The organism is Rummeliibacillus pycnus, from assembly GCF_002884495.1.
GTDB classification, from domain to species: Bacteria; Bacillota; Bacilli; order Bacillales_A; family Planococcaceae; genus Rummeliibacillus; species Rummeliibacillus pycnus.
In genome coordinates this window covers 1,093,354-1,119,568 of the sequence record NZ_KZ614145.1, presented here as the reverse complement: position 1 = coordinate 1,119,568, position 26,215 = coordinate 1,093,354, and the positions used below count along the sequence as shown (strand labels likewise).

Annotated in this window: 30 protein-coding genes, 1 tRNA gene, 1 pseudogene and 2 riboswitches; of the genes and pseudogenes, 25 read left to right on the top strand and 7 right to left on the bottom strand. The window is 31.3% G+C overall.

Annotation, left to right across the window (positions count from 1 at the left end; translation table 11 throughout):
- The first annotated feature begins 21 nt into the window (after positions 1-21).
- The 10 genes from CEF14_RS05685 (at position 22) to CEF14_RS05640 (ending at position 10,166) form a co-directional block, all read left to right on the top strand.
- Positions 22-1,299, top strand: a complete 1,278-nt coding sequence (locus tag CEF14_RS05685) for a nucleotide sugar dehydrogenase (RefSeq protein ID WP_102691961.1) — start codon at positions 22-24, stop codon at positions 1,297-1,299.
- Entirely contained in the window at positions 1,296-2,099 is an 804-nt protein-coding gene (locus CEF14_RS05680; RefSeq protein WP_102691960.1) for an ABC transporter permease, read from the top strand. Before CEF14_RS05685 ends, CEF14_RS05680 begins: the two co-directional genes overlap by 4 nt.
- A 14-nt stretch (positions 2,100-2,113) precedes the next feature.
- Positions 2,114-3,022, top strand: a complete 909-nt coding sequence (locus CEF14_RS05675; protein WP_102691959.1) for an ABC transporter ATP-binding protein — start codon at positions 2,114-2,116, stop codon at positions 3,020-3,022.
- A gap of 27 nt (positions 3,023-3,049) precedes the next feature.
- Positions 3,050-4,222 carry a non-hydrolyzing UDP-N-acetylglucosamine 2-epimerase gene (wecB, locus tag CEF14_RS05670; RefSeq protein ID WP_211284565.1) on the top strand — a complete coding sequence of 391 codons (1,173 nt, stop codon included), beginning with the start codon at positions 3,050-3,052 and terminating at the stop codon, positions 4,220-4,222.
- 412 nt (positions 4,223-4,634) lie between these two features.
- Complete coding sequence (locus CEF14_RS05665) at positions 4,635-5,240, top strand: hypothetical protein (RefSeq protein WP_211284564.1); 606 nt, start codon at positions 4,635-4,637, stop codon at positions 5,238-5,240.
- 234 nt (positions 5,241-5,474) lie between these two features.
- A riboswitch (FMN riboswitch) is annotated at positions 5,475-5,603 on the top strand.
- 172 nt (positions 5,604-5,775) lie between these two features.
- Positions 5,776-5,906: riboswitch (FMN riboswitch) on the top strand.
- Positions 5,907-6,191: 285 nt separating this feature from the next.
- Positions 6,192-6,830, top strand: a complete 639-nt coding sequence (ribE, locus tag CEF14_RS05660) for a riboflavin synthase (protein WP_102691957.1) — start codon at positions 6,192-6,194, stop codon at positions 6,828-6,830.
- Between the two features lie 151 nt (positions 6,831-6,981).
- Positions 6,982-8,172: a bifunctional 3,4-dihydroxy-2-butanone-4-phosphate synthase/GTP cyclohydrolase II gene (locus CEF14_RS05655; protein ID WP_102691956.1), complete on the top strand. Its 1,191-nt coding sequence runs from the start codon at positions 6,982-6,984 to the stop codon at positions 8,170-8,172.
- 12 nt (positions 8,173-8,184) lie between these two features.
- A complete protein-coding gene (gene ribH, locus CEF14_RS05650) occupies positions 8,185-8,652 on the top strand; it encodes a 6,7-dimethyl-8-ribityllumazine synthase (RefSeq protein ID WP_102691955.1) in 468 nt (155 codons plus the stop codon).
- An 865-nt stretch (positions 8,653-9,517) separates the two neighbouring features.
- The gene (locus CEF14_RS05645; RefSeq protein WP_102691954.1) at positions 9,518-9,928 is read left to right on the top strand and encodes a hypothetical protein; all 411 of its coding nucleotides are present in this window, start codon (positions 9,518-9,520) and stop codon (positions 9,926-9,928) included.
- A gap of 85 nt (positions 9,929-10,013) precedes the next feature.
- On the top strand, positions 10,014-10,166 hold the full coding sequence (locus tag CEF14_RS05640; RefSeq protein WP_102691953.1) for a YpzG family protein: 153 nt from the start codon (positions 10,014-10,016) through the stop codon (positions 10,164-10,166).
- Positions 10,167-10,258: 92 nt separating this feature from the next.
- On the opposite strand, the gene CEF14_RS05635 is transcribed toward CEF14_RS05640, so the two are convergent.
- A complete protein-coding gene (locus CEF14_RS05635) occupies positions 10,259-10,654 on the bottom strand; it encodes a hypothetical protein (protein ID WP_102691952.1) in 396 nt (131 codons plus the stop codon).
- Between the two features lie 229 nt (positions 10,655-10,883).
- Here CEF14_RS05635 and CEF14_RS05630 point away from each other — a divergent pair, with 229 nt between their 5' ends.
- From CEF14_RS05630 to CEF14_RS05620, 3 genes are read left to right on the top strand one after another with little or no spacing between them, the layout of a single operon-like run.
- On the top strand, positions 10,884-11,705 hold the full coding sequence (locus CEF14_RS05630; protein ID WP_102691951.1) for an ABC transporter permease: 822 nt from the start codon (positions 10,884-10,886) through the stop codon (positions 11,703-11,705).
- Between the two features lie 4 nt (positions 11,706-11,709).
- Positions 11,710-12,492: an ABC transporter ATP-binding protein gene (locus CEF14_RS05625; protein ID WP_102691950.1), complete on the top strand. Its 783-nt coding sequence runs from the start codon at positions 11,710-11,712 to the stop codon at positions 12,490-12,492.
- Positions 12,493-12,512: 20 nt separating this feature from the next.
- Entirely contained in the window at positions 12,513-13,613 is a 1,101-nt protein-coding gene (locus tag CEF14_RS05620) for an ABC transporter substrate-binding protein (RefSeq protein ID WP_102691949.1), read from the top strand.
- Positions 13,614-13,666: 53 nt separating this feature from the next.
- Here CEF14_RS05620 and CEF14_RS05615 read toward each other — a convergent pair whose 3' ends face one another.
- Positions 13,667-14,278, bottom strand: coding sequence for a TcaA NTF2-like domain-containing protein (locus tag CEF14_RS05615; protein ID WP_102691948.1), 612 nt, complete (start codon positions 14,276-14,278; stop codon positions 13,667-13,669).
- A gap of 206 nt (positions 14,279-14,484) precedes the next feature.
- Here CEF14_RS05615 and CEF14_RS05610 point away from each other — a divergent pair, with 206 nt between their 5' ends.
- Positions 14,485-14,916 (top strand): DUF4395 domain-containing protein, encoded by a 432-nt coding sequence (locus tag CEF14_RS05610; RefSeq protein ID WP_102691947.1) that lies wholly within the window; start codon positions 14,485-14,487, stop codon positions 14,914-14,916.
- 122 nt (positions 14,917-15,038) lie between these two features.
- Positions 15,039-15,109, top strand: a tRNA-Thr gene (locus tag CEF14_RS05605).
- Between the two features lie 168 nt (positions 15,110-15,277).
- Here the strand turns inward: CEF14_RS05605 and CEF14_RS05600 are convergent.
- Positions 15,278-15,907, bottom strand: coding sequence for a site-specific integrase (locus CEF14_RS05600; RefSeq protein WP_281256544.1), 630 nt, complete (start codon positions 15,905-15,907; stop codon positions 15,278-15,280).
- 55 nt (positions 15,908-15,962) lie between these two features.
- Here CEF14_RS05600 and CEF14_RS05595 point away from each other — a divergent pair, with 55 nt between their 5' ends.
- A complete protein-coding gene (locus tag CEF14_RS05595) occupies positions 15,963-16,301 on the top strand; it encodes a phage holin family protein (protein WP_281256543.1) in 339 nt (112 codons plus the stop codon).
- Between the two features lie 75 nt (positions 16,302-16,376).
- Positions 16,377-17,069 carry a glycoside hydrolase family protein gene (locus CEF14_RS05590; RefSeq protein WP_170061450.1) on the top strand — a complete coding sequence of 231 codons (693 nt, stop codon included), beginning with the start codon at positions 16,377-16,379 and terminating at the stop codon, positions 17,067-17,069.
- A 55-nt stretch (positions 17,070-17,124) separates the two neighbouring features.
- On the opposite strand, the gene CEF14_RS05585 is transcribed toward CEF14_RS05590, so the two are convergent.
- Positions 17,125-17,355, bottom strand: coding sequence for a hypothetical protein (locus CEF14_RS05585; RefSeq protein WP_102694306.1), 231 nt, complete (start codon positions 17,353-17,355; stop codon positions 17,125-17,127).
- Between the two features lie 1,015 nt (positions 17,356-18,370).
- On the opposite strand from CEF14_RS05585, the gene CEF14_RS05575 reads away from it, so the two are divergent.
- The gene (locus CEF14_RS05575) at positions 18,371-19,231 is read left to right on the top strand and encodes an HNH endonuclease (protein ID WP_102691943.1); all 861 of its coding nucleotides are present in this window, start codon (positions 18,371-18,373) and stop codon (positions 19,229-19,231) included.
- 204 nt (positions 19,232-19,435) lie between these two features.
- Entirely contained in the window at positions 19,436-19,717 is a 282-nt protein-coding gene (locus CEF14_RS05570) for a hypothetical protein (RefSeq protein ID WP_102691942.1), read from the top strand.
- 366 nt (positions 19,718-20,083) lie between these two features.
- Here CEF14_RS05570 and CEF14_RS05565 read toward each other — a convergent pair whose 3' ends face one another.
- Positions 20,084-20,992, bottom strand: coding sequence for an EamA family transporter (locus CEF14_RS05565; RefSeq protein ID WP_102691941.1), 909 nt, complete (start codon positions 20,990-20,992; stop codon positions 20,084-20,086).
- Positions 20,993-21,109: 117 nt separating this feature from the next.
- On the opposite strand from CEF14_RS05565, the gene CEF14_RS05560 reads away from it, so the two are divergent.
- Both CEF14_RS05560 and CEF14_RS05555 read left to right on the top strand, forming a co-directional pair.
- Positions 21,110-21,994, top strand: coding sequence for an AraC family transcriptional regulator (locus tag CEF14_RS05560; RefSeq protein ID WP_102691940.1), 885 nt, complete (start codon positions 21,110-21,112; stop codon positions 21,992-21,994).
- Positions 21,995-22,276: 282 nt separating this feature from the next.
- On the top strand, positions 22,277-22,558 hold the full coding sequence (locus tag CEF14_RS05555; RefSeq protein ID WP_102691939.1) for a hypothetical protein: 282 nt from the start codon (positions 22,277-22,279) through the stop codon (positions 22,556-22,558).
- Positions 22,559-22,812: 254 nt separating this feature from the next.
- On the opposite strand, the pseudogene CEF14_RS19215 reads toward CEF14_RS05555, so the two are convergent.
- Positions 22,813-23,041, bottom strand: a pseudogene (locus tag CEF14_RS19215) (LysR family transcriptional regulator); the annotation flags it as partial.
- Between the two features lie 105 nt (positions 23,042-23,146).
- Between CEF14_RS19215 and CEF14_RS05545 the strand changes: the two are divergent.
- Complete coding sequence (locus tag CEF14_RS05545) at positions 23,147-23,356, top strand: DUF3797 domain-containing protein (RefSeq protein WP_211284563.1); 210 nt, start codon at positions 23,147-23,149, stop codon at positions 23,354-23,356.
- A 146-nt stretch (positions 23,357-23,502) separates the two neighbouring features.
- Here CEF14_RS05545 and CEF14_RS05540 read toward each other — a convergent pair whose 3' ends face one another.
- On the bottom strand, positions 23,503-24,024 hold the full coding sequence (locus CEF14_RS05540) for a DUF4352 domain-containing protein (protein ID WP_102691938.1): 522 nt from the start codon (positions 24,022-24,024) through the stop codon (positions 23,503-23,505).
- 276 nt (positions 24,025-24,300) lie between these two features.
- Here CEF14_RS05540 and CEF14_RS05535 point away from each other — a divergent pair, with 276 nt between their 5' ends.
- The 3 genes from CEF14_RS05535 (at position 24,301) to CEF14_RS05525 (ending at position 26,213) form a co-directional block, all read left to right on the top strand.
- Positions 24,301-24,756: a GNAT family N-acetyltransferase gene (locus CEF14_RS05535; protein WP_102691937.1), complete on the top strand. Its 456-nt coding sequence runs from the start codon at positions 24,301-24,303 to the stop codon at positions 24,754-24,756.
- A 361-nt stretch (positions 24,757-25,117) separates the two neighbouring features.
- A complete protein-coding gene (locus CEF14_RS05530; protein WP_102691936.1) occupies positions 25,118-25,444 on the top strand; it encodes a hypothetical protein in 327 nt (108 codons plus the stop codon).
- Between the two features lie 301 nt (positions 25,445-25,745).
- Complete coding sequence (locus CEF14_RS05525; protein ID WP_102691935.1) at positions 25,746-26,213, top strand: SAM-dependent methyltransferase; 468 nt, start codon at positions 25,746-25,748, stop codon at positions 26,211-26,213.
- Positions 26,214-26,215 lie beyond the last annotated feature (2 nt).

Below are 26,215 nucleotides of genomic sequence, written 5' to 3'. Positions count from 1 at the left end.
TGTATATTGGAGGAAAAAATGATGAAATTATGTACGATCGGCTTAGGATACATTGGATTACCAACTTCAATTATGTTTGCAAAACATGATGTAAATGTTGTAGGCGTAGATATAAAGAAGGAAGTTGTAGATTCATTGAATCATGGAAGAATTCATCTAGAAGAGCCTGGATTACAAGAAGCCTTAGAAGAAGTTATCTCAATGGGGACATTTAGAGCATCCTATACACCAGAAAAGGCTGATACATTTATTATTTCTGTACCAACACCAAATCATTATGATCAATATAAATCTTGTGACTTAACATATGTGTTAAGTGCTGTAAAATCAGTTATACCTTATATAGAGAGAGGGAATACAATTATTGTTGAATCGACAATGGCACCTCGTAGTATGGATGATTTCGTAAGACCATTAGTAGAAGAAGCTGGCTTTATCATTGGTAAAGATATTTTCCTAGTACACTGCCCAGAAAGAGTATTGCCAGGACAAATTCTTCAAGAATTAGTGTTTAATAATCGTATTGTGGGAGGAATTACTCCTGCTTGTACAGAAGCTGGCGTAAATGTATATAGTACATTTGTGCAAGGAGAAATTATTCGAACTGATGCGAAGACAGCAGAAATGTCTAAGTTAATGGAAAATACATTTAGAGATGTTAATATTGCACTTGCGAACGAACTCGCAAAAGTATGTAATGAGCTAGAAATTAATGCACTCGATGTTATTAAAATGGCCAATAAACACCCTCGAGTAAATTTGCATACTCCTGGTCCTGGCGTAGGTGGTCATTGTTTAGCTGTTGATCCATATTTCATCGTAGCGAGAGCTCCTGAAACAGCACAATTAATTAATTTATCTCGCACTATTAATACATCTATGCCACAATTCGTGGTAGACAATGTGAATAAGTTAATGGAAATCGTAAATGGCAGAGTACTTACAGTCTTTGGTCTTACGTACAAAGGGAATGTGGATGATATTAGAGAAAGTCCAGCTTTAGAAATTTATGAAATGTTAAAATCAGAGGGAAACTATGATGTGCGAGCATATGATCCACATGTGAAATTAGATTGGATCCAACAAGATATTGCTCAAGCTGTTAATGATTCTGACTTAGTTATAATACTTACAGATCATGATGAGTTTAAGGAATTTGGCGAAAGTGATTTTATGAAAATGTCTAACAAAAGAATTTTTGATACCAAAAATATTGTGCAAAAATTATCGAGTGATGTTGAATATATGAACTACGGAAATCTCTTTAAATATACTAAAAAGGAAGCAACCCTTGTATGAACTTCACTGGGCAAGTTTTGAAAGAACAATTTCTTCATTTGAATTTGATTTTTCGTTTAAGTTTATATGAAGAAAAAGGAAAATACACGATGCACTATTTTGGTGCATTATGGCAAATATTAAACCCTTTTATTCAAATAGGTGTCTATTGGCTTATTTTTGGTCTTGGAATTAGAAAAGGTACTCCAGTAGATGGTACTCCATTTTTCCTTTGGTTAATAATCGGTCTTGTACCATGGTTATATATTAGCCGAACGATCATACAAGGATCTAATAGTATTTTTGCAAAGGTAAATTTAGTATCTAAAATGCACTTCCCAGTAAGTGTATTACCAACTATTAGAATCATAGGAAATTCCATTTCCTTAATTCCGATGATTATGATTACGATCGGAATTTCAATATATTATGGTATTTTTTCAGGTGCATATTTGTTTCAATTAATCTATTATCTTATTTGCTTATATTTCTTTCTGTTTGCAATAACCTTACTTTTGGCAACACTGACAACAATTATTCGAGATGTGCAAATGATGGTGCAATCCATTGTAAGATTAATTATGTTTTTCTTACCAATAGTATGGAATGTTCATAATTTTCCTGAGGTTTTTGTTAATATTTTAAAATTAAATCCTTTATTTTATATTATTGAAGGTTTTAGATATTCCATTTTAGGGGGACGTTGGTTTTTTGAAGACCTTCCTTATACGATTTATTTCTGGAGTATGAGCATATTAATACTTACCGTTGGCTCCTTTTTGCATATTAAATTCCGTAACAAATTTGTTGATTACTTATAATCGGAGGAAGAAATATGAATCCGAAAATACAATGTGTAGATGTTTCAAAAAGTTTCAGATTATATAGTAAACAATCTGATAAATTAAAAGATATTATTTCTTTAAAAAAAGATCGAGATCAGTTTAACGCATTAAGAAATATTAGTTTTGAGATTAATGCTGGTGAGGCTATAGGGATTATTGGATTAAATGGATCGGGTAAATCGACTTTATCAAATTTACTAGCGCAAGTAATTCCTCCTAGTTCAGGTACAATTGAAATTAATGGTGAAACATCTTTAATAGCAATTTCAGTTGGTTTAAATGCATCATTAACTGGTTTAGAAAATATTAAAATGAAATGCTTGATGCATGGTTTAAGCAATGCTCAAATAAACGATTTAACTGCAGACATTATCGAGTTTGCAGACATCGGTAATTTTATTAATCAACCCGTCAAAAATTATTCAAGTGGTATGAAATCACGATTAGGGTTTGCTATTTCAATTCACACAAATCCAGATATTTTAATAGTCGATGAAGCATTATCTGTGGGGGATCAAACTTTTTATCAAAAATGCCTAAATAAGATTAATGAATTTAAAAGTCAAGGAAAAACTATCATCTTTGTCAGTCACTCCTTATCCCAAATTGAAGCGTTTTGTGACCGAGTGATGTGGATTCATTTTGGGCAAATTAAGATGTATGATTCAACCAAAAAAGTTATTGGAGAATATAAAAAATTTATTAAATGGTTTAATAGTTTAAGTGAAGAAGAAAAGAAATTAAATCGTGGTAAATTGTTAGATGAACAGTACAAAGAAGAAAAAAACAATACAATTAGTCAATATCAAGAAAAAAATAAATTGAATTTTTCGTTCCTTCTACAAACGATTCTTTTACTATTTGTAGTAATCATAAGTGTTGCTTATATGTTTGCCTAATATTTAAATTAGAGGAGTATGTTCTAGATGACTATTCAGAGTAAATTGAAAATAATGACGATTTTTGGTACTCGACCAGAAGCTATAAAATTAGCACCGTTAGTACTGGAATTAGAAAAACATCAGGATGAAATTGAATCGATAGTAACGGTAACTGCTCAACATCGCGAAATGCTTGATCAGGTGTTGGATGTATTCAATATACACCCACAATATGATTTAAATATCATGACTACACGACAAACGTTAGTTAATGTGACTACGCGTGCATTGGAAGGATTAAATGAAGTTTTGCAAAATGAAAAACCAGATTTAGTATTAGTTCATGGCGATACATCAACAACTTTTGTTGCAAGTCTTGCAGCCTTTTACAATAAAATTCCAGTTGGTCATGTTGAAGCAGGCTTACGTACATGGAACAAATACTCACCATTTCCAGAAGAGATGAATCGTCAATTAACAGGGGTTATCGCAGATTATCATTTTGCACCGACTAAAATGGCACAATTAAATTTGTTGAATGAAAACAAAAAAAGCGATTCTATTTTCGTCACTGGAAATACAGCAATTGATGCCTTATCGACAACTGTTTCTAAAAACTATACTCATCCGATATTAGAGAAAATCGGTAAAGATAAAATGATCCTTTTGACAGCGCATCGTAGGGAAAATCTAGGTGAACCCATGAGACATATGTTTAAAGCAATTAAACAAATTGTCGATGAACATGAGGATCTACAGATAGTCTATCCTGTACATTTAAACCCTGCTGTACGAGAAATTGCTACTGAAATATTAGGAGAGAATTCGAGGATTCATTTAATTGAACCGTTAGAAGTAATTGATTTTCATAATTTTTTATCAAGAGCACACATTATCCTAACGGATTCCGGTGGTATTCAAGAAGAAGCTCCCTCATTAGGTGTTCCGGTTCTAGTATTACGTGATACAACAGAAAGACCAGAAGGAATTGAAGCTGGTACATTAAAACTTGCAGGTACAGATCAGTCTACAATTTATACTTTAACAAAGGAATTGTTAACGGATTTAAATGAATATGAAAAGATGGCGAAGGCTTCCAATCCATATGGTGATGGACATGCCTCAAAAAGAATTGTAGAGTCTATACTATATCATTTTGGAAAAAGAGATAGTCTACCAAAACCGTTTGAATTCAGTAAAGAATTAATTTACATATAGATAGTACGAAAAATAATCGAATATGGCCAAATACTCTTATTGTCCGTAGTTCAAAATGAAACAGATCTGAACTCGTATAGTTAGGAGTATTTTTTTATTGGTTCTTTTTAAAATTAGATTCAACTTGCCGATGAAGAAATACTCTCAAGAGATAGTAGAAATTTTTATAAATATTCTCTTAAAAGGGCATGAAATAAATATTCACGGAATACTATTTACTAATAGTAAGTAATAATTTCCTCGATATTTTCAAAAAGGTGGGCTGCTAGTGAAACTCTTACTAATTTTTATTTCAAGTGCGTTATTCTTCATCTTTACATTTATCGTATCCACACTTGAAGCCAAACTATTTTGTCTATTTGTTTCGTTTTTGTTGTATAAATGGGGTTCTCATAAGATAAAAATAATCGAGATGAAAAGAGAAGAGGTAATAAAAAAAGAAACAGAAGAAATGTTGGAAGAGTACCCTCATAGTCAATGTACAATCTCTTCGAATTATCTGCATGCATTACTTATTGATGAGGCTTCTCAAACATTTTTTATTGCAAAAAGAGAAGATATAGATTCTGACTTTGAAGTAAAGGAATACTTATTCAATGAAATTTATGAAACTGCAATTGAAGAAGATGGCATTCAAATAGCGTTAATTTCAAGAGGAGGGTTACTTGGAGGATCCTTACTTGATGGTGGTGGAAATTCTTTGATTTATTTAATGGAGCCAGAAAAAAGTTCAAAAGAAGATTCGGATAATGCAACTGAACAGAAAGTAGAAAATTCTCCAGAACAAGGAGTATCTAAATTAAGTTTAAAAGTAGTAGTAGATGATTTGTCTACCCCAATTATTGAGTATGTATTTTTGGAACCGGAAGAACCTATTTCAAAAGAAGCAGAGGAATACAAAGAAGCATATAAACAATGTAAAAAATGGCATCAAATGATTAGTGTCTTGATTAAGCGTCATGATAATTTAAATAAAGTAATCATTAGACGCTATGAAAATTCTAATAAAGTAGTATAAGGTCTATGAATTAGTCATAGAATTAGCTGGCTCACAGATTGCTTAGCATGAAGCGTCATCTTGAGCACTCTATTAAGCAAATAACAATAAAAAATTATATGAATTATAGGATTGTATATTTAAAAAGCATTCGTGTTTTTTTGCTTATAAAAATTTATGAATGATTTGTATGAATAAATATTAAAAAATTAATGATTTTTTTAGGAAAGAGTGTTATACTATGCGCATAGATGAATAATCCTTCGGGGTCGGGTGAAATTCCCAATCGACGGTGATGAAGCAATTCTAAGCCCGTGAGCCTTAATAGGCAGGATTTGGTGCGAATCCAAAGCCGACAGTATAGTCTGGATGGAGAAGGATGTATGGAACTTTAAATTTCTTATGATTTACAACTGTACTTCATAGGTTTATTTGTTGATGACATAAATTTACTTCCTATCCCCGTAGAGATTAATCTATGGGGTTTTCTTATTTATGAAAAGAATGCTTTGTACATTCTAATTTCTTTTTGAAAGCCATTAAAAATTTCATATTTGCAGTCCTTCGGGGTCGGGTGAAATTCCCAATCGACGGTGATGAAGCAATTCTAAGCCCGTGAGCCTTTTATAGGCAGGATTTGGTGTGAATCCAAAGCCGACAGTATAGTCTGGATGGGAGAAGGACAATGAGCAGTGGTTGTGGCTGTTGAAATGCAATTTCAATAGGCTTATTTAGTCATACCATTTACTACATATTCTCCCGCAAACTCCTAAGGTAAAATTTCCTTTAGGGGTTTTCTTTTTGGTGAAATAATCCAAAAAAGAATGATTATTTTGACAGATGACGATTAATGATGGAATTGTCCAATTCTAAAAACCTACTATACTTATTGAATAAGTGTAAAATAGCAGATAGGTTTAAATAAAGGCAAAAATACTAAAAGTCAATCTGTTCTGAAGTGAGGTGATTCTTTTGTTTACAGGGATTGTAGAAGATTTAGGAAGTGTAAAAGCAATTAAGAATGCACCAAATAGTATGCAATTAACGATTGAATCCCCAAAAATTGTTGAAGATGTCCATCTTGGTGACAGTATTGCAGTCAATGGTGTTTGTCTAACAGTTATTTCATTTTCCGCCAACCAATTCACAGTAGAGGTCATGCCTGAAACTGTAAAAGCAACAAATATTCAATCTCTTCAAATTGGTGAATATGTCAACTTAGAAAGAGCAATGCCTGCAAACGGTCGGTTCGGAGGACATTTTGTATCTGGTCATGTTGATGGTACAGGGGTTATTTTGAGAAAAAGAAAATTTGCAAATGCTGTTTATGTAGATATCGGAATAAGCACGGAACTAAGTAAATTTTGTATGTTGAAAGGGTCAGTTGCAATTGATGGCATCAGCCTGACAATATTCGATGTGAAGCCAAAACAACTAACTGTTTCACTTATTCCACATACATTTGATCAAACAATTTTAGGAATCAAAAAAGAACGTGATATTGTCAACATTGAAAATGATTTACTTGGAAAGTATGTTATCAATCATTTAGATCGTAAGCAGGAAAATTCAACAATTACGATGGATTTTCTAAAAGAAAATGGATTTTAACTTCTCAAAAGTGTTATAGATGCTGTTAATTTCTAACTGTATTTTTGATCAAGTAATCATTTGCTAAAAAAGAACTAGCCTCTAGAATGATTTACAAACTTAATTTTAAAAAATTATACCGAGTATAATTGATATAAGGTGGTGTATTCAATTGTTTAATACAATCGAAGAAGCAATTGAAGATTTAAAAAAAGGTAAAATGATCATTGTTGTTGATGATGAAAACCGTGAAAATGAAGGAGATTTTCTCGTTTTAGCGGAATTTGCAACACCTGAAAATATTAATTTTATGGCAAAATACGGACGTGGATTAATCTGTACGCCGATGTCCAAATCTTTAGCCAAACATCTTGAACTGAATCCGATGGTAGAAAATAATACGGATAATCATCAAACTGCATTTACAGTAAGTGTTGATTATAAAACAACAGAAACTGGCATCAGTGCATATGAACGCTCTGAAACCATTCTACAATTGATTAGTGCAACTGCAAAAGGTTCTGATTTCCGTCGTCCTGGTCATGTATTTCCTTTAATCGCAAAAGATAACGGCGTATTGGAAAGACAAGGTCATACAGAAGCAGCAGTTGATTTTGCAAAACTCTGTGGTTCAGAACCAGCAGGGGTAATTTGTGAAATTATGCTTGATAACGGAAAAATGGCAAGAGTACCACAATTACACGAAATTGCTGAAGAGCATAACTTAAAATTTGTAACTATAGCAGATTTAATTAGCTACCGTTATGAAAATGAACAATTAATTGAACGCGTTGCATCTGTAAAATTACCTACTTCATTTGGAGAATTTCAAATGATTGGTTATACAAATCAATTAAATGATAAAGAACATCTTGCTATTGTTAAGGGAAATCTACAAAAGGAAGAAGCACCGCTTGTACGGATTCATTCAGAATGTTTAACAGGTGATATTTTCCACTCAAAACGCTGTGATTGTGGCCCGCAACTTCATAAATCATTAGAAATGATTGAAGAGGAAGGTACTGGAATTATCTTATACATGCGTCAAGAGGGAAGAGGAATTGGTCTTCTTAACAAACTAAAAGCATACGAGTTACAAGAACATGGATATGACACAGTAGAAGCGAATATTCATTTAGGTTTTCCAGCAGAAATGCGTGACTATGGTTTAAGTGCACAAATGTTAAGAGATCTTGGTATTACGAAAATACGTTTAATGACGAATAATCCAGCTAAAATTGAAGGTTTGGAAAAATACGGAATCGAAATAGTAGAACGTGTACCGGTTGAAATTTCACCAGAACCAGAAAACCAAAAATATTTAGAAACAAAAAAAATTAAAATGAGACATATTTTAGCATAGGAGTGGTTGGAAATGGCAAAAACATTTGAAGCACAATTAATTGGAACAGGTTTAAAAATCGGGATTGTTGTAGGAAGATTTAATGAATTCTTGACAGCAAAATTATTAAGTGGTGCTATGGACGGTTTAAAACGTCATGGAGTATCTGAAGATGATGTCGATATCGCTTGGGTACCAGGTGCTTTTGAAGTACCGTTTATTGCGAAAAAAATGGCGGAAACGAAAAAATATGATGCCATTATTGGGTTAGGAACTGTTATTAGAGGAGCAACTTCTCACTATGATTATGTTTGTAATGAAGCAGCCAAAGGAATTGCTAACGTTGGATTGAAAACTGGTATACCAGTAATGTTTGGAATTGTTACAACAGAAAATATTGAACAAGCAATCGAACGATCTGGCACAAAAGCAGGAAACAAGGGTTACGATTCAGCTGTATCAGCAATTGAAATGGCTAATTTAAGCCGCATGTTTGATTAAATTTAAAAAGTTTTTGACTTTGTGTATAAAAGTCGTTGTACGAGCTATACTATAAAAGATTTCACTTAAGAAATCCTTTCATGACGGGGAGGGGTTAACCGATGGGGGAACCAAGTCCAGTAGAGCACTATAGCTCATAGTAGATTAAATCGTTAAACATTCTCAAGCTTAAGAAACGGAGTGAAGTCCCGTGGATCAGGTCTGAGTATAAAGCAAATGCAAAAAATTTAAACAACATGAAGGATTCGTAAATCTAACATGATTTGGGAGGGAGAATTCAATGGGTGATCCGCCGAAAAAGCGTAATTACTCAGAGAGTTCATCTACTCTGAGCCAGATTAAAAAGTTGTTTTCTCGAGCTTAGGAAACGGAGTGAAGTCCCGTGGATCAGGTCTGAGTAAGAAGCGAAAGCTTAACATTTTAATCATCATAAAAGGATAAAATCTTTTATGATCAGGATGTTGAATAGCCAGTGAGTAAACTGAACAAAAAGTTCATATTTCTCATGAAAATTCATCTACTGTGAGCTGTGTTATAAATTTTATATCTCAGGTGATCAGTACTTTGTACAGGAGTCTGAGATGAATTGCAAAGCTAAACAATTTAATCGCATGAAGGATAAAGTGAAATCAGACCCGGAATTATTTTCCGGGTTTTTTGCTTTTTTCTTGTTTTAGCCAGAAATAAGTATACTACAATTGTGATTTAACATAGCTTCACTTCAGGATTATTTTGATCTCTGATTAACTGAATAAGCAGGACAATTGAAACCTTTGATGAATATTATAGTATATTGTGTTCAAATATTTTGGGTAAAAATATTTATTATCCTATAAATCAGTAAATTATTGAATGGGGGATCGGGATGAAACGCTTCGTCATTTATTTAGTATGGGTGATCATAATTGGATTTGCCATTTACTGTGGTTTAAGATTCATGAATTATTTAGCAAATGAAGCGGAAATGTCGTTTGAAACGTATCCTCTAATGATTTTTACATATACATTTCCTATTTTAACGGGAATTTTACTGCGACTTCCTAAATTTTTTGCAGAGAAAAAAGGGAAGAAAAAATGGAGTTTTGATTGGGTAAAGCTAATTACAATTGGGTTTCCTGCACTTTATTTAACAGTTTTACCTATTTTGAATTATTCTTCTTATGGGGATCAATTATTATTTGCACACGAAGTTGTTTTGCTAGGTGATACTACAATATTAACAACAATTACAGGAGTAATCTTCGGATATGTTTTATTAGACAGTGTAAAAATGTAATGTTATTGAATAAATTTGAAGATTCTAGCCATACTAAATTAGATTTCACTAATGAAATCCAACATGATCAGGAGGGTGGAAAATAATGGGTAAACCGGACCATTTAGATCCAAAATCTCAGAAAATTCATCAGCTCTGGACTAGGTTAAAACATTCAAAATCTCAGGTGAAAGGGCAGTCTGAACTGACGCTCCATAACCGAATTTTGAAAAGTGAAGCAAAAGCTCGACAATTTTAATCATCGTGTAGGATAAAGTGTAATCAAACGAAGAAATCACATAAGTGTTGTTGTGACACTTATGTGATTTTTTATATTTGTAAGAAATCCTTTTAAAAATTTGTTGCCGCTTTAACCATTTCGGTATTTTGAGGTTTAGGGAGAAATATTTTAGCGTCTTCAGACAGTGCGTTATAAATTTTAGGATTCGATAATAATTCTTTTTGTAAAAAAGCATACGATTTAAGTTCCGCAAATTTACAGTCATTAGCAAGGGCATTAATATGTCTGATAATCAGTTGTGTCTCTCTAGAAAACAGGACATGATTATCTTCTTTATTTAATTCAATGACGCAATTTAAGAATGTTAAAGCTTCCATACTTAAATTTGAGCGAATACGAGGATTCGATAGTTTCTCTAAATTGTTTTCAATAATAACGCGTGCAGATGCAAAATCACTTTTGGCAATACTTTTTTCTAAAAATACAATATCTCTATCTAATTTCATTCTTTTTACCTCTATGCAATTAGTTTTTATAATAACAAAGTCTTATAACAATAGTATTATACAATTACAAAAGAACTATGTAAATAACATGTAACAAAAATATACATTTTATTTATAATTCATGGATAGATTAAAAAAGAAAAATTAAGTAGTTTATTTTACTCATTCGTAGGCAATCGACACACTTTAAGGGGAAGATACATATTCTTTATTGAAGAGGTGGTGAAGAATGAGAGACGAAGAAAAAGCTATAAATCATGATCCTGTCGAAATTGAGCAACAGGAATGGAAAAAAAGACGGTTAAATGAACGAATGAAGCAATTGCTTACAATCGCTTCACCTATTTTTCTCTTACTTTTATGGGAGTTGTTATCACGAACAGATTTAATTGATGCACGTTTCTTCCCGCCGCCAACAGAAATTCTACACACCTTCTTTAGTATGGCAATGAGTGGAGAATTATTTCATCATATTTGGATTTCTTTATACCGGATATTTGCTGGCTTTTTGCTAGGGGTTATACCTGGTGTGATTATTGGACTATTGATGGGATTATATTCTCCAATTAGGCATTTCATTTCGCCAATCGTTATGGCATTGATGCCCATTCCAACATTGGCCCTTTTACCAATCATCATCATTTTATTTGGTATTGGTGACGTATCAAAGGTAGTAACAATCGCAGGAAGTGTATTTTTCCCTGTTGTGATCAATACTACTGCTGGAGTTATTAACATTGATTCCATTTACTTAGATGTAGCAAAAAACTATGGGGCTAATTCAAAGGATTTCTTTTTTAAAATTGCATTTCCAGGTGCTTTACCGGTAATGATGGAAGGGATTCAAATGGGTCAGGCAATAGCGCTTTTAACGATTGTTGCAGCAGAAATGATGGGGGCAACTTCTGGAATTGGTTATTTAATCTGGACCTCCTATAAAGCCTTTTTACTTAAAGAAATGTTTGTTGGCCTAATACTCATCTCATTTTTTGGCTATCTATTTTCACTAATTCTTCGATATTTACAGAAGAAAATTCTCCCTTGGAGGTGAGATGATGGAAGATCAAACAAAAATATCAATCAAAAATATAACAAAAGTATTCTATAAGAAAAATAGTAGTGTTACAGCATTAGACCAAGTATCCTTAGATATTTTAGAAGGTGAATTTGTTTGTCTTGTAGGTCCAAGTGGTTGCGGGAAAACAACATTACTGAGAATTTTGGCTGGACTAGAAACAACAAGTATTGGTGAATTTGAAATTATGCATGGCAAGGAAGATCGGCCACTTCAATCAATGGTCTTTCAAGAAAGAGGGATTATTCCATGGTTAACGGTTGAGGAGAACGTGGCTTTTGGTTTGAAGATGAGACATCTACCTAACAAGTTGATCAAAGAAAGATCAGATTACTATTTAAAGAAGGTTGGTCTTGAGAGGTTTTCTAAATTGTACCCGAAAGAATTATCTGGGGGTATGAAACAACGAGTTAGTATTGCACGTGCATTTGCTAATGATCCAGAAATATTATTAATGGATGAACCTTTTGCTGCTCTTGATGAGCAAAATAAATTTATCCTACAAGAAGAACTTCTCTCTATTTGGGAAGAAACAAAAAAAACAGTCCTTTTTATCACACATAGTATTGATGAAGCGTTATTACTTAGCGATCGGATACTATTAATGAGTGCTCAACCAGGAAAAATCATAAAAGAAATAAAAAATGATTTACCAAGACCACGTAATATTGAACAAATTCGTGCAAACAAACAGACAGCAAATCAATTTATAGAGATATTAAAGCATTTGCATGAAGAAGTACAAAAATCTAGAAAGTATTAGGTTTATAAAGGGGGATTGGAATGGGGAAATGGGTGAAACGATTACTTGTAATTCCACTTGTACTAATTGCAATGGTTATTACAGGATGTACTGAAAAAAGTACATCACCAACAAATAATGCTAAAGTAGATAATAAGGTAAGTAAGGAAAATAAATCAGGGGATTTAGCACCGTTAAAAAAGAAAACGAAAGTAGTCATTGCTGAAGATGGTGCAGCATCTGGTGCAGGTTTTTATATAGCAAATGAAAAAGGCTATTTTGCGGATTATAATATTGAAGTAGAATTTGCACAATTCGCAAATAGTGATGATATGTTACCGGCACTTGCTGCAGGTGAAGTAGATATTGCTGGGGGAATATCTACTGCGTCATTCTTTAATGCGATTGCACAAGGAATTGACGTGAAAATTGTAGGGGATAAAGGTCATAATATGCCGGGAAAATCTTATTTTACTTTTGTCATTGGCAACAAAATGAAAAATGTGATAAAAGATTATCCGGATTTTAAAGGAAAGAAAATAGCCATTTCTTCAAGAAACTCTATTGATGGCTATATCTATCAACTTATGTTAAAACATGCTGGATTAACTGAGAAAGATGTTAAAACAGTGATTATGAACGATTTTGGCAGTATGCTAGGTGCCTTGGAAAATGGTTCAATTGATGCCGCACTTAGTATTGAGCCTTTAATTGCTCAAGGTGTTAGCAAAGGAATTCTTACACGTTTTGGTGATGCAACTGACTTTGCACCAGATTCACAAATTGCATTAGTTTTAGCATCCCCTAAGTTTATGAAAGATGAAAAAGATGTATCATTACGATTTATGCTTGCCTATTTAAAAGGAGTACGTGACTATAATGATGCTTTCACTAAAGGAGAAGGAAAAGCGGAAATTGTTAACATTATGACAAAATATACTGCATTAAAAGATCCAGCATTATGGGATAAGGTATATGTAACTGGATTGGACCCAGATGGTAAAATGCGTATAGATGATATTAAAAAGCAATATGAAATGTATAAAGCGAACGGAGCAACTCAAGGAAAATTTGACTTTAATAAGGCAATTGATACGTCTGTTACAGAAGAAGCAGTGAAGATTTTAGGTAACTATAAATAGAAATATCAAAAAGGAGTAAGCAATTAGCTTACTCCTTTTTCATATGAAAAAGTTTAGTTTATATCTTTTATATCAGATATCTGGAAGAAACTTTGTGCATCATTGCCTTCAACATAATTGTAGAAGACTTTATACTTGCGAAGGAATTGCTTTGTATTCGTCTTCCCATTTTGAGTTTCATCGATAATTTCTTTTGTATCAACAGTAATATCTGTGTCTGAATTACGTTTAATGGATGTAACTTCCACTTTATTAATTTGCAGTTTTATCCCTTGTTTATGTTTTTTAGGAATTGCTGCTAAAAGATCTTCGTATAATTTTGTGTCGTGCATAATGTATTCATTAGCCAAAGGTGTAAAGTCACCCGAATCAATTGCTTTTACATATTCAACAGGATATTTTTCTATGAAATTGATAAGCTTTTGTTTTTCAATTTTCGTCATTTTTTGTCCAGAAACAGCAGTCTTCTTTGAAACATTCTCGGATTGTTGAGTTGAAGAAGATGAACTTTGATTAGTTTGATCTGATTGAGTAGTCTTATGCGAGTCAGTAGTAAATGCCTCTGTTTTAGCTGGTTCTTTTGAAGTTTTTTCTGAATCATTGCTACAAGCGGCAATTAGTGCAGTCGCTAAACAAATTGAAGAAATGACCTTCCATTTTTTCATATCAGTACCTTCTTTCACAAACTTTTTCTATAATCATAACGTATTTAAAACAAAGTTGATAGTATGGAAGACATTTGTATTTTTTAAATAATGTAAAATGATATGGAATTAATGAAGAATTTAAAATTTTTTAGATAAAAAACCTTTCGATTTATTAAAATAAGTAGTATTATTTATATAAATCTTATATGAAAGGTTGGTTTTATATGAAAAAGCCATTATCGATTCCAAGACCATTAGTTCGTGTTAATCAATGGACTATTTTGTTAAGTACAGTAGCTACGTGGATATTTCATCAACCACTAATCTTATTACTTCCACTTATTGCAAATTTATTAGGTTTATTATTTAACTTTAATCCTGTTATGAAAATTGCGAGATTGTTTTTAAAGAAAAAACCATCTGAATATATTCCTGAAGATATTGTTCAACAAAAATTTAATTCGTGCATTGCCATTAGTTGCTTAGTACTTGGTTTTATAGGCTTTGAAGTAGATAAACCAGTAATGGGTTATATTTTTACAATTATGGTTGCAGCTGCATCAGGTATTGCAATTCTAGGATTTTGCATTGGCTGCTTTATCTTTTTCCAGTTGAATCAATTCCGTTACAAATTAAAAAAAGCTACTCATTTATAAAAATCTGATGAAGCAATAGGGAAATTAATATATTGCAAAAATTTTTATCTAAAACCCTAGAAAGTTTCCCTGAAAAGTGCTACAATAATTCCTGTAGTTGATAAGCAATAAATTCTCCAAATGCCGATTTAGTTTAATGGTAGAACGGTGGTCTCGTAATCCATTGATAAGAGTTCGATTCTCTTAGTCGGCATAATAAAGCTTTTTTAGTAAAATTAATAATCTTTTTAAATCCTTATGAATGTAGGTATATAAACGTTCATAAGGATTTTTGTTTTGCTGAATTTAGCATTAAAAACCTCAACTTTTTAATCATGTTACACAGATTGTTACACATTACACTTAACGTTACACATAAATGTTACACATTATAAATGCTAATAGCAACACTGTCATCACGGGTTTTAAGCTCTTTTATAACATGACTATATGTGTTAAGAGTAGTTTGTACGTCTTTGTGACCTAAGCGTTCAGCAATGTACTGTGTGGAAGCTCCATTAAATAACAATACACTTGCATGAGTGTGACGTAACCCATGTACAGTAATTATTTTTAATCCTAATTCTTTTAAAATTTTTTCGAGAGCTGAATTTGCACCATTGTTTGTTAATGATTTTGATGGGCTGTGTGGACTTTTGAAAATTCGATCATCTAAATTAGTATCAGGACATATTAGTTTAAATTCTTTCATAACAGCAGGATCAACTGCAATTTTACGTATAGACTGTTCATTCTTCGTAGGAGTAAATCCACTTTGTTTCTGATGATCCCACGCTTTGTTAATATCAAATATATTATTTTCAAAGTCTAAATCTTTCCAAGTTAATCCAACTAATTCTTGAAATCGAGCTCCACTTACTAAGGCTAAAATAAACAAATAATTAAACTGAGTAGTCTCTAGGTGATTAAGTAGATAATTGTATAATATTTGCGATTCGTCAAAGTCTAAATATTTATCATGTGCTTTTTTACCTTCGTTAGTTGCGTTAATTTTTCTGTTGAAAGTAATGTTGTATTTAATATCTCCAACATTATGTGCGTGACGTATAGGTGATTGGAATGTAAGTTTATCTATTTTAGCAGTATTTATGATACTTGATATTGTTACAGGAGTAACTAAAGGCTGGGTAACAGGTAAGATGTCAAGTCGAGTAGGTTATAAAGGAATGTTACGGAAAAGTATGTACTTTGTAGCTCTAATTGTAGCTAATATGCTTGATTTACTAATAGGTGGAGTACCTGTATTCCGTACAATGGTAGCTTACTATTTGCTATCAATTGAAGCCATATCAATACTGGAAAACTTAGAAGCGATGAAAGTACCTTTGCCACAACAAATTAAAGAGAAGTTTATCAATATTAAAGATGATAGCGAAAAGAAATAAAACTATACATATTGAATTCAAAAGGGGTGGACGAAATATCGCCCCCTTGTATATTAAAGAAAGGAAATGATACATATGAAATTAGGAGAAAACGGTAAAAAATTAATTAAATCATTTGAAGGTTGCCGATTAACAGCGTATAAACCTGTGCCAACTGAAAAGTATTGGACAATTGGATGGGGACATTATGGTGCTAATATTCATAAAGGACAAGTTATTACTCAAAAACAAGCTGATGCATTATTTGATAAGGATATTCAAGTCTATGTGAATCATGTGAATGCTCTGGGTATGAAACTAAATCAAAATCAATTTGATGCTCTAGTTAGCTTTTGTTATAACTGTGGTGTAGGTAATCTAAATCGTTTATGTAGCGATAGAAGCATTGTATCAATTAATAAATGGATCACAGCCTATAACAAAGGTGGAGGTAATGTATTACAAGGTCTAGTGCGTAGACGTAATGCTGAGAAAGAATTATTTAACACTCCTGTTAAAAAAGCAACTAAACAAACAACTAAAGATTGCCCACAAGTGGGCAAAGAACAATACTACACAAATAATCCTAAGAAGGTTAAATTGCTTAAAAGTTGTAACCTATGCACTTCAGTAGAGTTTAATGATCATACTAAATCAGGAATAGCATATCCAGAAGGTACTGCATTCACTATTGTAAAAATTGGTAAATCAAAAGCTGGTACAACTAGATTGAAAACTGCATCAGGTTATTGGATTAGTGCTAATAAGGATATTGTTAAGAAAGTGTAAAGTAAAGACTAGGTACTCACATTTAATAAGTACCTAGTCATATGCTTTCTTAATATTATAAGTCCTTTATTCTTTCAATAAAAGGCTTTCCATCAATTATCCCCTGTTTAAAGAGTTCTTCTGCAGTTTTAAAAGCCTGAGTGTAGGAATCTCTTGAACGTGTGAGTAGAAAGCTTTTTTCTTCAGGTACTCTACTAATCCACCATTCTTCATCTTTATAATCGAATGCCAATTCTTGCCCTTCTTCTATAGCTTCTTTAAATTCTTTCCAAACCTTTTCATCCATATTATCCCTCCTAATACCATTCCGTTTTCTTTCTCCAAATCCCTTTAGAAGAATAGCCCCAGTCATGACGATGTGGAACTTTTGGATGTTTTTTTGCATTCCCATGATTTGTATAATGTATATCTACTTCAGCTTTACCATCCTTTTTATAATATCTTCTAGTATTTAGTTTACCATCTTTATATAGATCTCTTGAAGAATAGCCCTTATTAACTTTACTAGGAAGATTTCTTAGTTTTTTTGAATATTTATATGTAGAATTTCTACCTTTAACTTTAACACCTTTCTTTTTTGCTCCATTATAAATTTGAGCTGTTGTTTTTTTCTTTTTCTGTGGTTTTGGTTTAGGTTTTGGCTTAGGTTTTGGCTTGAAAATTGGGAATAACCCTTTCGCTTCTGCAGTTTGTTTATTAAAAGATACAGTGCTTGTTTTTTTGGGTATTTTAGTAAAAATAAGTAAAATGATATATGATGAATAAGATAAAAGTCTTATATTTAAGGTGAAATTAGTATTTGAATTAATTAAGTGCTACAAAGTTTTAATATATATATAATAGCCTTGTTATCCAAAGTGAAGTGAGTTATTTTACGTTGTTGCAATTTATAATGAACAAAATTATCCAATATTTCTTTAACATTTTCTTCTGTGATTTCACTTGTTTCGTATATTTCTACTAATTCTTTATTCACTCTTGACGATAAATAAATCTATCAGATATGGAGTGCTTTGCTAGATATAAATAACATATATATGGATTATATGGATAGATTATAAAATAAATAAAAACTAATAAACTACTTGTTTTAACAATATTATGAAATTATGAGGGATATATCTGAATATCAATAAATTAATGTTAAAATGAGTACAATGGTCTATTGAAAATCAGAAATATATTATATTTACATGAAATTTATTATAATATATAATTCCTTTTGAATAGTTATGATAGGTTGCAACCAGATAGAAATATTTCCATAACTTTCAACATAAATAAAAGAAGTGGAGATTAATATGGAATACAAATCTGGATTTAATATGAGTGATTTTATTAAAGTATTTGCCAAATGTAATACGTCTAAAGAGTTTTTTGCTACTCATAAACAATTACAAAATCAAGGAATAGAATTAACTTATCAAATGTATGAAATATTATTTGATTTAGTATCAACTTATTCTGATGCTAAAAAAATAATTAGATATATGAAAAAATCAAACTTTGATATTGATGAATTGATTTATTATCGAATGTTTTGGAAGGTAATTTATGAAGATGAATTAGAAAAAGCAATTAGACACTATGAAAGAATTTTTAAAAGACCAGCAACGTTTGACGGATTCGATGCTCCAACAATGAGAGAATATGAAATTGATACTTGGTTTGAAACAAAAGATAAGCTTGAATATAACTACGATTTATTATTTGGAGATGATAAATTAAATGAAGAAGATTTTCAAAAACAAATACAAGATAAAAAAATTATTTTTGATAAAACTATAGATAAGCCAATACTAGTAGAAAAGAATATCAAAATTTTAAATCGAAATCCATTTGTCTCTTCAAATGCTATAAATGATGCTAATTTTCAATGTGAAATTAACTCTAAACATGAGACGTTTTTAAATAGTGGAACTAAAAGACAGTATGTAGAAGGACATCATTTAATTCCATTAAAATACCAATCTCAATTTGAATATAGTTTGGATGTAGGAGCTAATGTTATATCTTTATGTCCTAACTGTCACAGAAGATTACATCATGGACGTAAGAAAGATATTCGTGAGGATGTTGAAATATTATTTAATATTAGAAAAGAAAGATTAATAAAGTGTGGGTTAAAGATAAATTTAGATCAATTAAAGGATATGTATTAAATTAATAGGATGTTTATTTGTTTGGAGTAGCCGTCATGGTTACTCTCTTTTTTATTGAATCAATAACGCAACCTATAAAATTATTTATTATAAAATAATTTATATAGACTAGCAATCAGAAAAAATTACCAATTAGAATATAAATTTCTTCTATTATACTAAATTATAGAATTATACTAAATTTTAAGTAGAAGGAATATAAATATGGAAAACCTATCAAAGGTTGCAGAAATTGAATTAATAAAAACAGAAATAGACAAACAAACGACAAGCTACAGTCAACAAATGGAATTATTAACAAGGAAACTAAAAATTGCAAAAAGAGAAATTAAAGATACGGAAAGTGAGTATTATTCTTATCTAACTTTGTCACTAATACCTCAAATAGAACAAGAAATAGACGAATTGAACAGAAAAGCAAAATCTTTAGCTTACGAATATATGGTTTTTGAGTATATAAAAAGAGAGTTGAAAGAAAAGAAATAACGCGTTTGAACAAAAATGTGAAAGATGGTTCAAATTTTTGGATGAAATTTAGAGTTTGAACCATCTTTCATATAGATTTATGTTACACAAATATTACACATTGGAATATAGAAATACAGTAAAACCAGCTCCATTGATAAGAGTTCGATTCTCTTAGTCGGCATAATAAAGCTTTTTTAGTAAAATTAATAATCTTTTTAAATCCTTATGAATGTAGGTATATAAACGTTCATAAGGATTTTTGTTTTGCTGAATTTATCTTATGTTAATAGTGACATACACATTTCTATTAGATATTCATCACCATCAAATTTAATAGTGATTTGGATGCCCATTAATAGACCTTATAAAAATTACATTTTTTAATTATGATTGATGATCAACAGAATCTTTATTGAAAGCCAGTATGAAAATCATCGTAATAATACAAATTGTACCAACCCATTGGAAAATCCCAAAGTATTCTTTTAACCAAAAGACGGTTGTTAGAACTGCCGCTAGCGGCTCAATACTTCCTAGAATGCTTGATTCTTTAGGTAAAAGACTTTGTAAACTTTCGATATAGAACCAAAATGCAATCATAGTCCCAAAAATTATAACAAAGAGTAAATATAAATAAACTTCTAGTGTTAAGCTCTTATAGTCTATTTGCCAAGGGGGATGGATAAAACTCAATGCAAAACCACCGATAATCATAGCCCAACCAACAATAACGAGTGAATCGAATTGTTTCAGCAAAGGAACAGCATATAAAGTATAAAATGCTAAGGATACACCAGATAAAACACCCCAAACGATGGCAAGTGGTGGTACAGATAATTGAGAAAGTGAGCCGTTAGTTAATAAGAAAAAGCTCCCTACTAAAGTTAACAAAATCGTTAACATGTCTTTTCGTGTAAATACAGTTTGTTTGCGTAAAAGTAAGAAAATGATAATCATTACAGGAGCTAAATATTGCAAAAGAGTTGCAATAGCAGCATTACCATGTTTTATGGCAGCCATATATGTATATTGAACCGCAAGCATTCCAAATAACCCGAATAGTATCAATCGAATAGCTATGTTCTTTGTTTTCCAAACACCAAGGATTTGAGAACGATCTTTTCCAAAAAATTGAATTGTTAAGAGTAGAATTCCTGCTATTAGCAATCGTGTACTTACAAGCCAATCTACATCAATTCCATATTGTTGAAATAGCTTCTTCGCAACTGTTCCACCAATTCCCCAAAAAGCTGCTCCTGTTAACACAAGAATAATCCCTTTTCTTCTAGTCATAATGATTTCTCCCTTAAATTATAAAAATCGTGTTATTATGTTTCATATAATAAGTTGAATGTCTCTAAATTAATACCTAAATCTAACGGGGAAATATAAGTATATTGAGGTGATTATATGCTACTAAAAGATTTTAAGGTGGATCAAAGCTTCAAAGAATTAACGGAACACCGTACAGTGGTGTTACCAATCGCATGTTATGAAACAATGATTAATCAAAATATAAATGGATATATACCACTTCACTGGCATGATGAATTTCAATTTGTTCTTGTTGTTAAAGGAGAAGCAATTTTTCAAATAAACGAAGAGAAAATTGCCGTTCGAGAAGGGGATGGACTATTTATAAATAGTGGCTGTCTGCACATGGCAAAAGATAAAAATCATTCGGGCTGTGCTTATATTTGCTTAAATGTATCTCCGAGTTTCGTTTTATCACAAGAACTTTATACATCTTTTGTAAATCCATATGTACAAGCGACAAACTTGCCATATTTACACCTGAAAGTAAAGGAACTTTGGGCGAAAAACATTTTAGATGCTATTGTCAATATCAATCAATTAATACAACAATCGCCTCCTTATTATGAAATTGATATTTCTGTCCAGTTAACATTAATTTGGAAAAACTTAATTGTAAATGGTTTTCAATTAGAGTATGAACAGATGGAAATGTTAAAAAGTAAGCGAATGAAGAAAATGTTAGAGTGGATACATACTCATTATTCGGAGAAAATTCTTTTAGAAGATATTGCAAATGCAGGTCAATTAAGCCGATCCGAATGTTGTAGATATTTCAAACGAATTTTAAAGAAAACACCATTAAATTATGTAACCGATTATCGAATTCAAAAAAGCCTCATCCTATTACAACAACCAGAATTCAATGTCACTGATGTTGCTTATCAAGTAGGTTTTAATAGTACAAGTTATTTTATTGATAAGTTTCGAAAGACTATGAAGATGACACCACTAACATATAAAAAATATAAAAATAACTGATTCACGAAATCCTCATGACCAATTGTGGAAAGGGGAATGTTTTTTAGCATGGAGTTACTCTTGAAAATATAAGGTCAGAATTTAAAATTGTACTATTTTCAATCGCTTATTGCTATTCGTTAGAGTATTAGATTATTTGAACAAAGTTAAATGGTATTGCTTATTTTCAAAGACAGTACTAACAGAAAAAATTACCAATAAGAAATTTAAATTTTTCCATTATACTAAATTATAGAATTACATTAAATAATAATATAAATTTTGAGTAGAAGAAAAATACATATGGATAATTTATCAAAAGCTGCTGAAATCGACTTCATAAAAACAGAAATAGAGAAACAAACAACAAGCTATAGTCAACAAATGGAATTATTAAGCAAAAAACTAAAAATTGCAAAAAGAGAAATTAAAAATACCGAAAGTGAGTATTATTCTTATCTCAATTTGGTACTTATACCACAGATAGAAAAGGAACTAGACGAATTGAACAATAAAGTTAGATCATTAGCTTATGAATATATAGTTTTTGATTATATAAGAAAAAAGTTGGGCGATCAGAAATAAGTGATCTAAAGTTTTAAAACATCTTTTTTAGAATGAATACACAAAAATTGTACAATTTGAATTTTGAAGTATAGTAAGCTTAACATTAGTAAGAAGTTCGATTCTCTTAGTCAACATACATAATCTCAAATTTAAAAGCTTTTAAACGATAATAATACCGTTTAAAGGCTTTTATGGTTTATGTCAATAAAATAAATTTAGTGTTGTCTGAACATTTTATCCTTTAAGAAATCTACAAAAACAGAATTCGATTTCCTTGCTTCTGGATAGGATTGTAGGATTTTTTTGGCATGTGGATAAATTTCACCTTTTTCCGTTAAAGATATTTTATTTCCTTTTCCATTAAAAAGTTTTATTTGAATTTTGCGTTCAAGAGATTGAATTCGTGCATAGTTACAGATGGCTGTGTTAGATATAAGGCTTCAGCTGCCTTATTGAAACTCCCTGGTTGAAAACATAAAAGAAAGCCTCAATAAATTTCATTCATGGATAAAAAATATACACAAGAAACATGCACAAATTACACGAATAATGGAATAGGATGAAAATGAGGGTGTAATGATAAAAATAATGAGAAGGAGAGAAAACTTGAGTTTTAAATATAAGGATGAAATATTTAACAGTTTGAGCTTAATCAGAGAACTTGTGAAAGACTATAATGCCTGTCCTGAATGCGGAAGTAAGGGGATAGGAAGTAATACAAAACTTGGTTCAATGGATTACAATGGAAAATTGGGAACATTTGAACGCACATGTAGGTGTGGTTGGAAAGTGAAAATTAAAGTTGAAAAAATTTGATCCATTTTAAGAGTTAAAAGCTACTGTTACGGGTGGTCTTTTGTTTAGGGATATAGTTGCGACAACTATTGGATGCCTAATCAAGATGTAGATTGTAGGTGAGGGAATTGGTTTTCCAAGAAAAGACCACCTCGATAACGTAGGGACTATTTTTTTACATCGATTTTCCATTTTATTTCTTTATGATCGAAACTAAAAGCAGGCGAATAAATTAATTGATAAGTACCTGCTTTAGATACATCATATTTGATGATTCCTGAAAGTTTTTTTCCTTTGTCTATATCTCCAGAAATAGGTGCTTTACCCCCATAGTATTCTTCTTGAGATTTACCCCCTTTGTATAAATTAAAATGGCTAGAATCTACATATACTTTTTGTTTGCTTTTGTTTTTAACGGTTATGTTCAGCTGAAGTACTTTTCCATTATGCGGATGGATGTGTTTGGCGGATTTTACAAATTTCGCTTTTGTAATCGTAATTTCAACACCATTCACTTTTACTGTTTCACCAACTTTGTGAATTTTCGCTTTTTTCTTTTCTTTTTTGTGTGCTTTTTGTTCGGTCTTTGTAGATGATTCACCTGCCCCTTTTTTAATTTGCTGGTCTCCACATGCTGTTAGGAATAGTGCTAAAATCATAGGAGTAATATACATTAATTTCTTTTTCAAATTTTCTTCCTCCCTTTAAAAAACAGAAAAATCATTGTTAGAAAATCATTAATAATAATAATGTTAAGTACATATTAAAGTTAGTCTTTGCGAGTTTTATTTAAGTTATTCGTTGACCATTGTTAACTTATTTTGTCTCAAAATTAAGATTAATTGTAAGAGGTTATAGAACAGTATCTTTAAGAAAATTTTGTCTACTTGATGATCACAGCTTAATAGTTGAAAAATAACATTTGTGTTATTGTGAATTTATAACAAAGTAGGAGGAGAAAGTTAATGGAAACGAGGAACATTACAGAAGTAGATTATTTTAAAGTAATAGATGTTTTAAATGATTGGTGGGGTGGCAGAGAAATGAAACATTTATTGCCACGACTTTTTTTTGAACATTTTCAATCAACAAGTTTCATAATAGAAGAAAACAATAATAATCTAGCTGCCTTTTTAATTGGATTTGTGTCGCAAACACATACCAATGAAGCCTACATTCATTTTGTGGGGGTTAATCCTAAATTTAGGAATAAAGGTTTAGCGAAAGAATTGTATAAATTATTTTTTACGACAGTGCAAGAATTAGGCTGTAATACTGTTCGGTGCATTACTTCTCCAGAAAATAAGATGTCTATCTCATTTCATAAATCGATGGGTTTTTCCATATCCAATGGAACTAATTACGCTGGTTTAGGACAGGACCGAATCTTATTCATAAAAGACATCGCACCTAAAAAATAATTTTTACAGATAGAGTAAATAAGACATTCCAGCAATGGGTTAGATACGAAGTATAAGAGCAACACCCTGTGGCAACAATTCCTTGACCAGCATCCTTTTTTCACAAATCGACGCTCATCATCAGGAAACAAGGAATTCGTAGCTATTACAGGTTCATCATCCGATTTTGAATGGAGAAGAGTTAGTAATTAACACACATGTTAGTTTTATTTGGATGTATATCATCTTCTACATCATTTGGAGAAAAAGAAGTAAGTGTGCTTGTATCACCTTATACACTAGTTTACATGTATGAAGAGAAACTCTAGTGGCTACACTAGTTCTGTTGAAAGTTGACTTTCAAAATTTGGAGGCGATAAAGATGCAAATGACAGAACAAGCTGCAGCATTTTTTAAAAAGGAAATGGCTGAAAAGAATGAAGATACGTTGCGTTTTTATAATTTGGCAGGATGTTGTCAACCGGTTTTGACTGCTGAATTTGAACCAGCTCAGGCTGAAGACAAAATTGAAATCGTCGACAATGTGAAAATTGCAATTGAACCGGCTGTAGTGGATGATTTAAAAGATGTCACAATTGGAATTGATGAAACAGGTGAAGAAGTTGAACTTGTTTTAGATGGCTACATTATTCCTGAACCATGTGGTTGTAATCATGAAGATCACGAGCATAACCATGATTTTAAATAAAACAAAATGATTAGATTGTGTATATGCCTATGTTTCTTACTCAATATAAGATATGGAGTCAATTTATGTAAAACTTCGTATCTTTTTTCTATTTAAACAGCATAAGAAAAACTTATAGAAATAATTATAATAACATTAATTTTCATAATGAGAATTGTTATATAAAATGATTATATAATTGAATAAATTTCATTATTTGAATATTGAAAGCTCATACATTGCAACGTTCGTATTAAAAAAACAAAATTTATGAAATGAATTTAGATAAATTAGTTATTTAAAACAAAGAAAGGGGATATTTATGCAATTTACAATAAGTCCAATAGCATTTGTACATAATTCTCGAATCAACATTGAAGATGATGATTGGGGATCAATCATATCCACTATTCAACTTGAAGCAAGTATTAGTCCAACAGCTATCAAGGGATTAGATGAATTTTCTCATATAGAAATCATATTCTACTTCGATCAAGTTTCTGATGATAAAATCCAATATGAAGCTAGGCATCCTCGAAATAATAAAAAATTTCCTGAAGTTGGTATCTTTGCGCAGAGGGGAAAGAACAGACCCAATAAATTAGGTATAACAATTGTTGAGCTTTTACAAGTTAAGGACAATCAAATCTTCGTAAAAGGTTTGGATGCTATTGATGGTACGCCAATTATTGATATAAAACCAGTAATGAAAGAATTTTTGCCAAAGGGTGAAGTTATTCAACCGAATTGGTCTATTGACATGATGGAAAAGTATTGGGGAGACTCATAAAG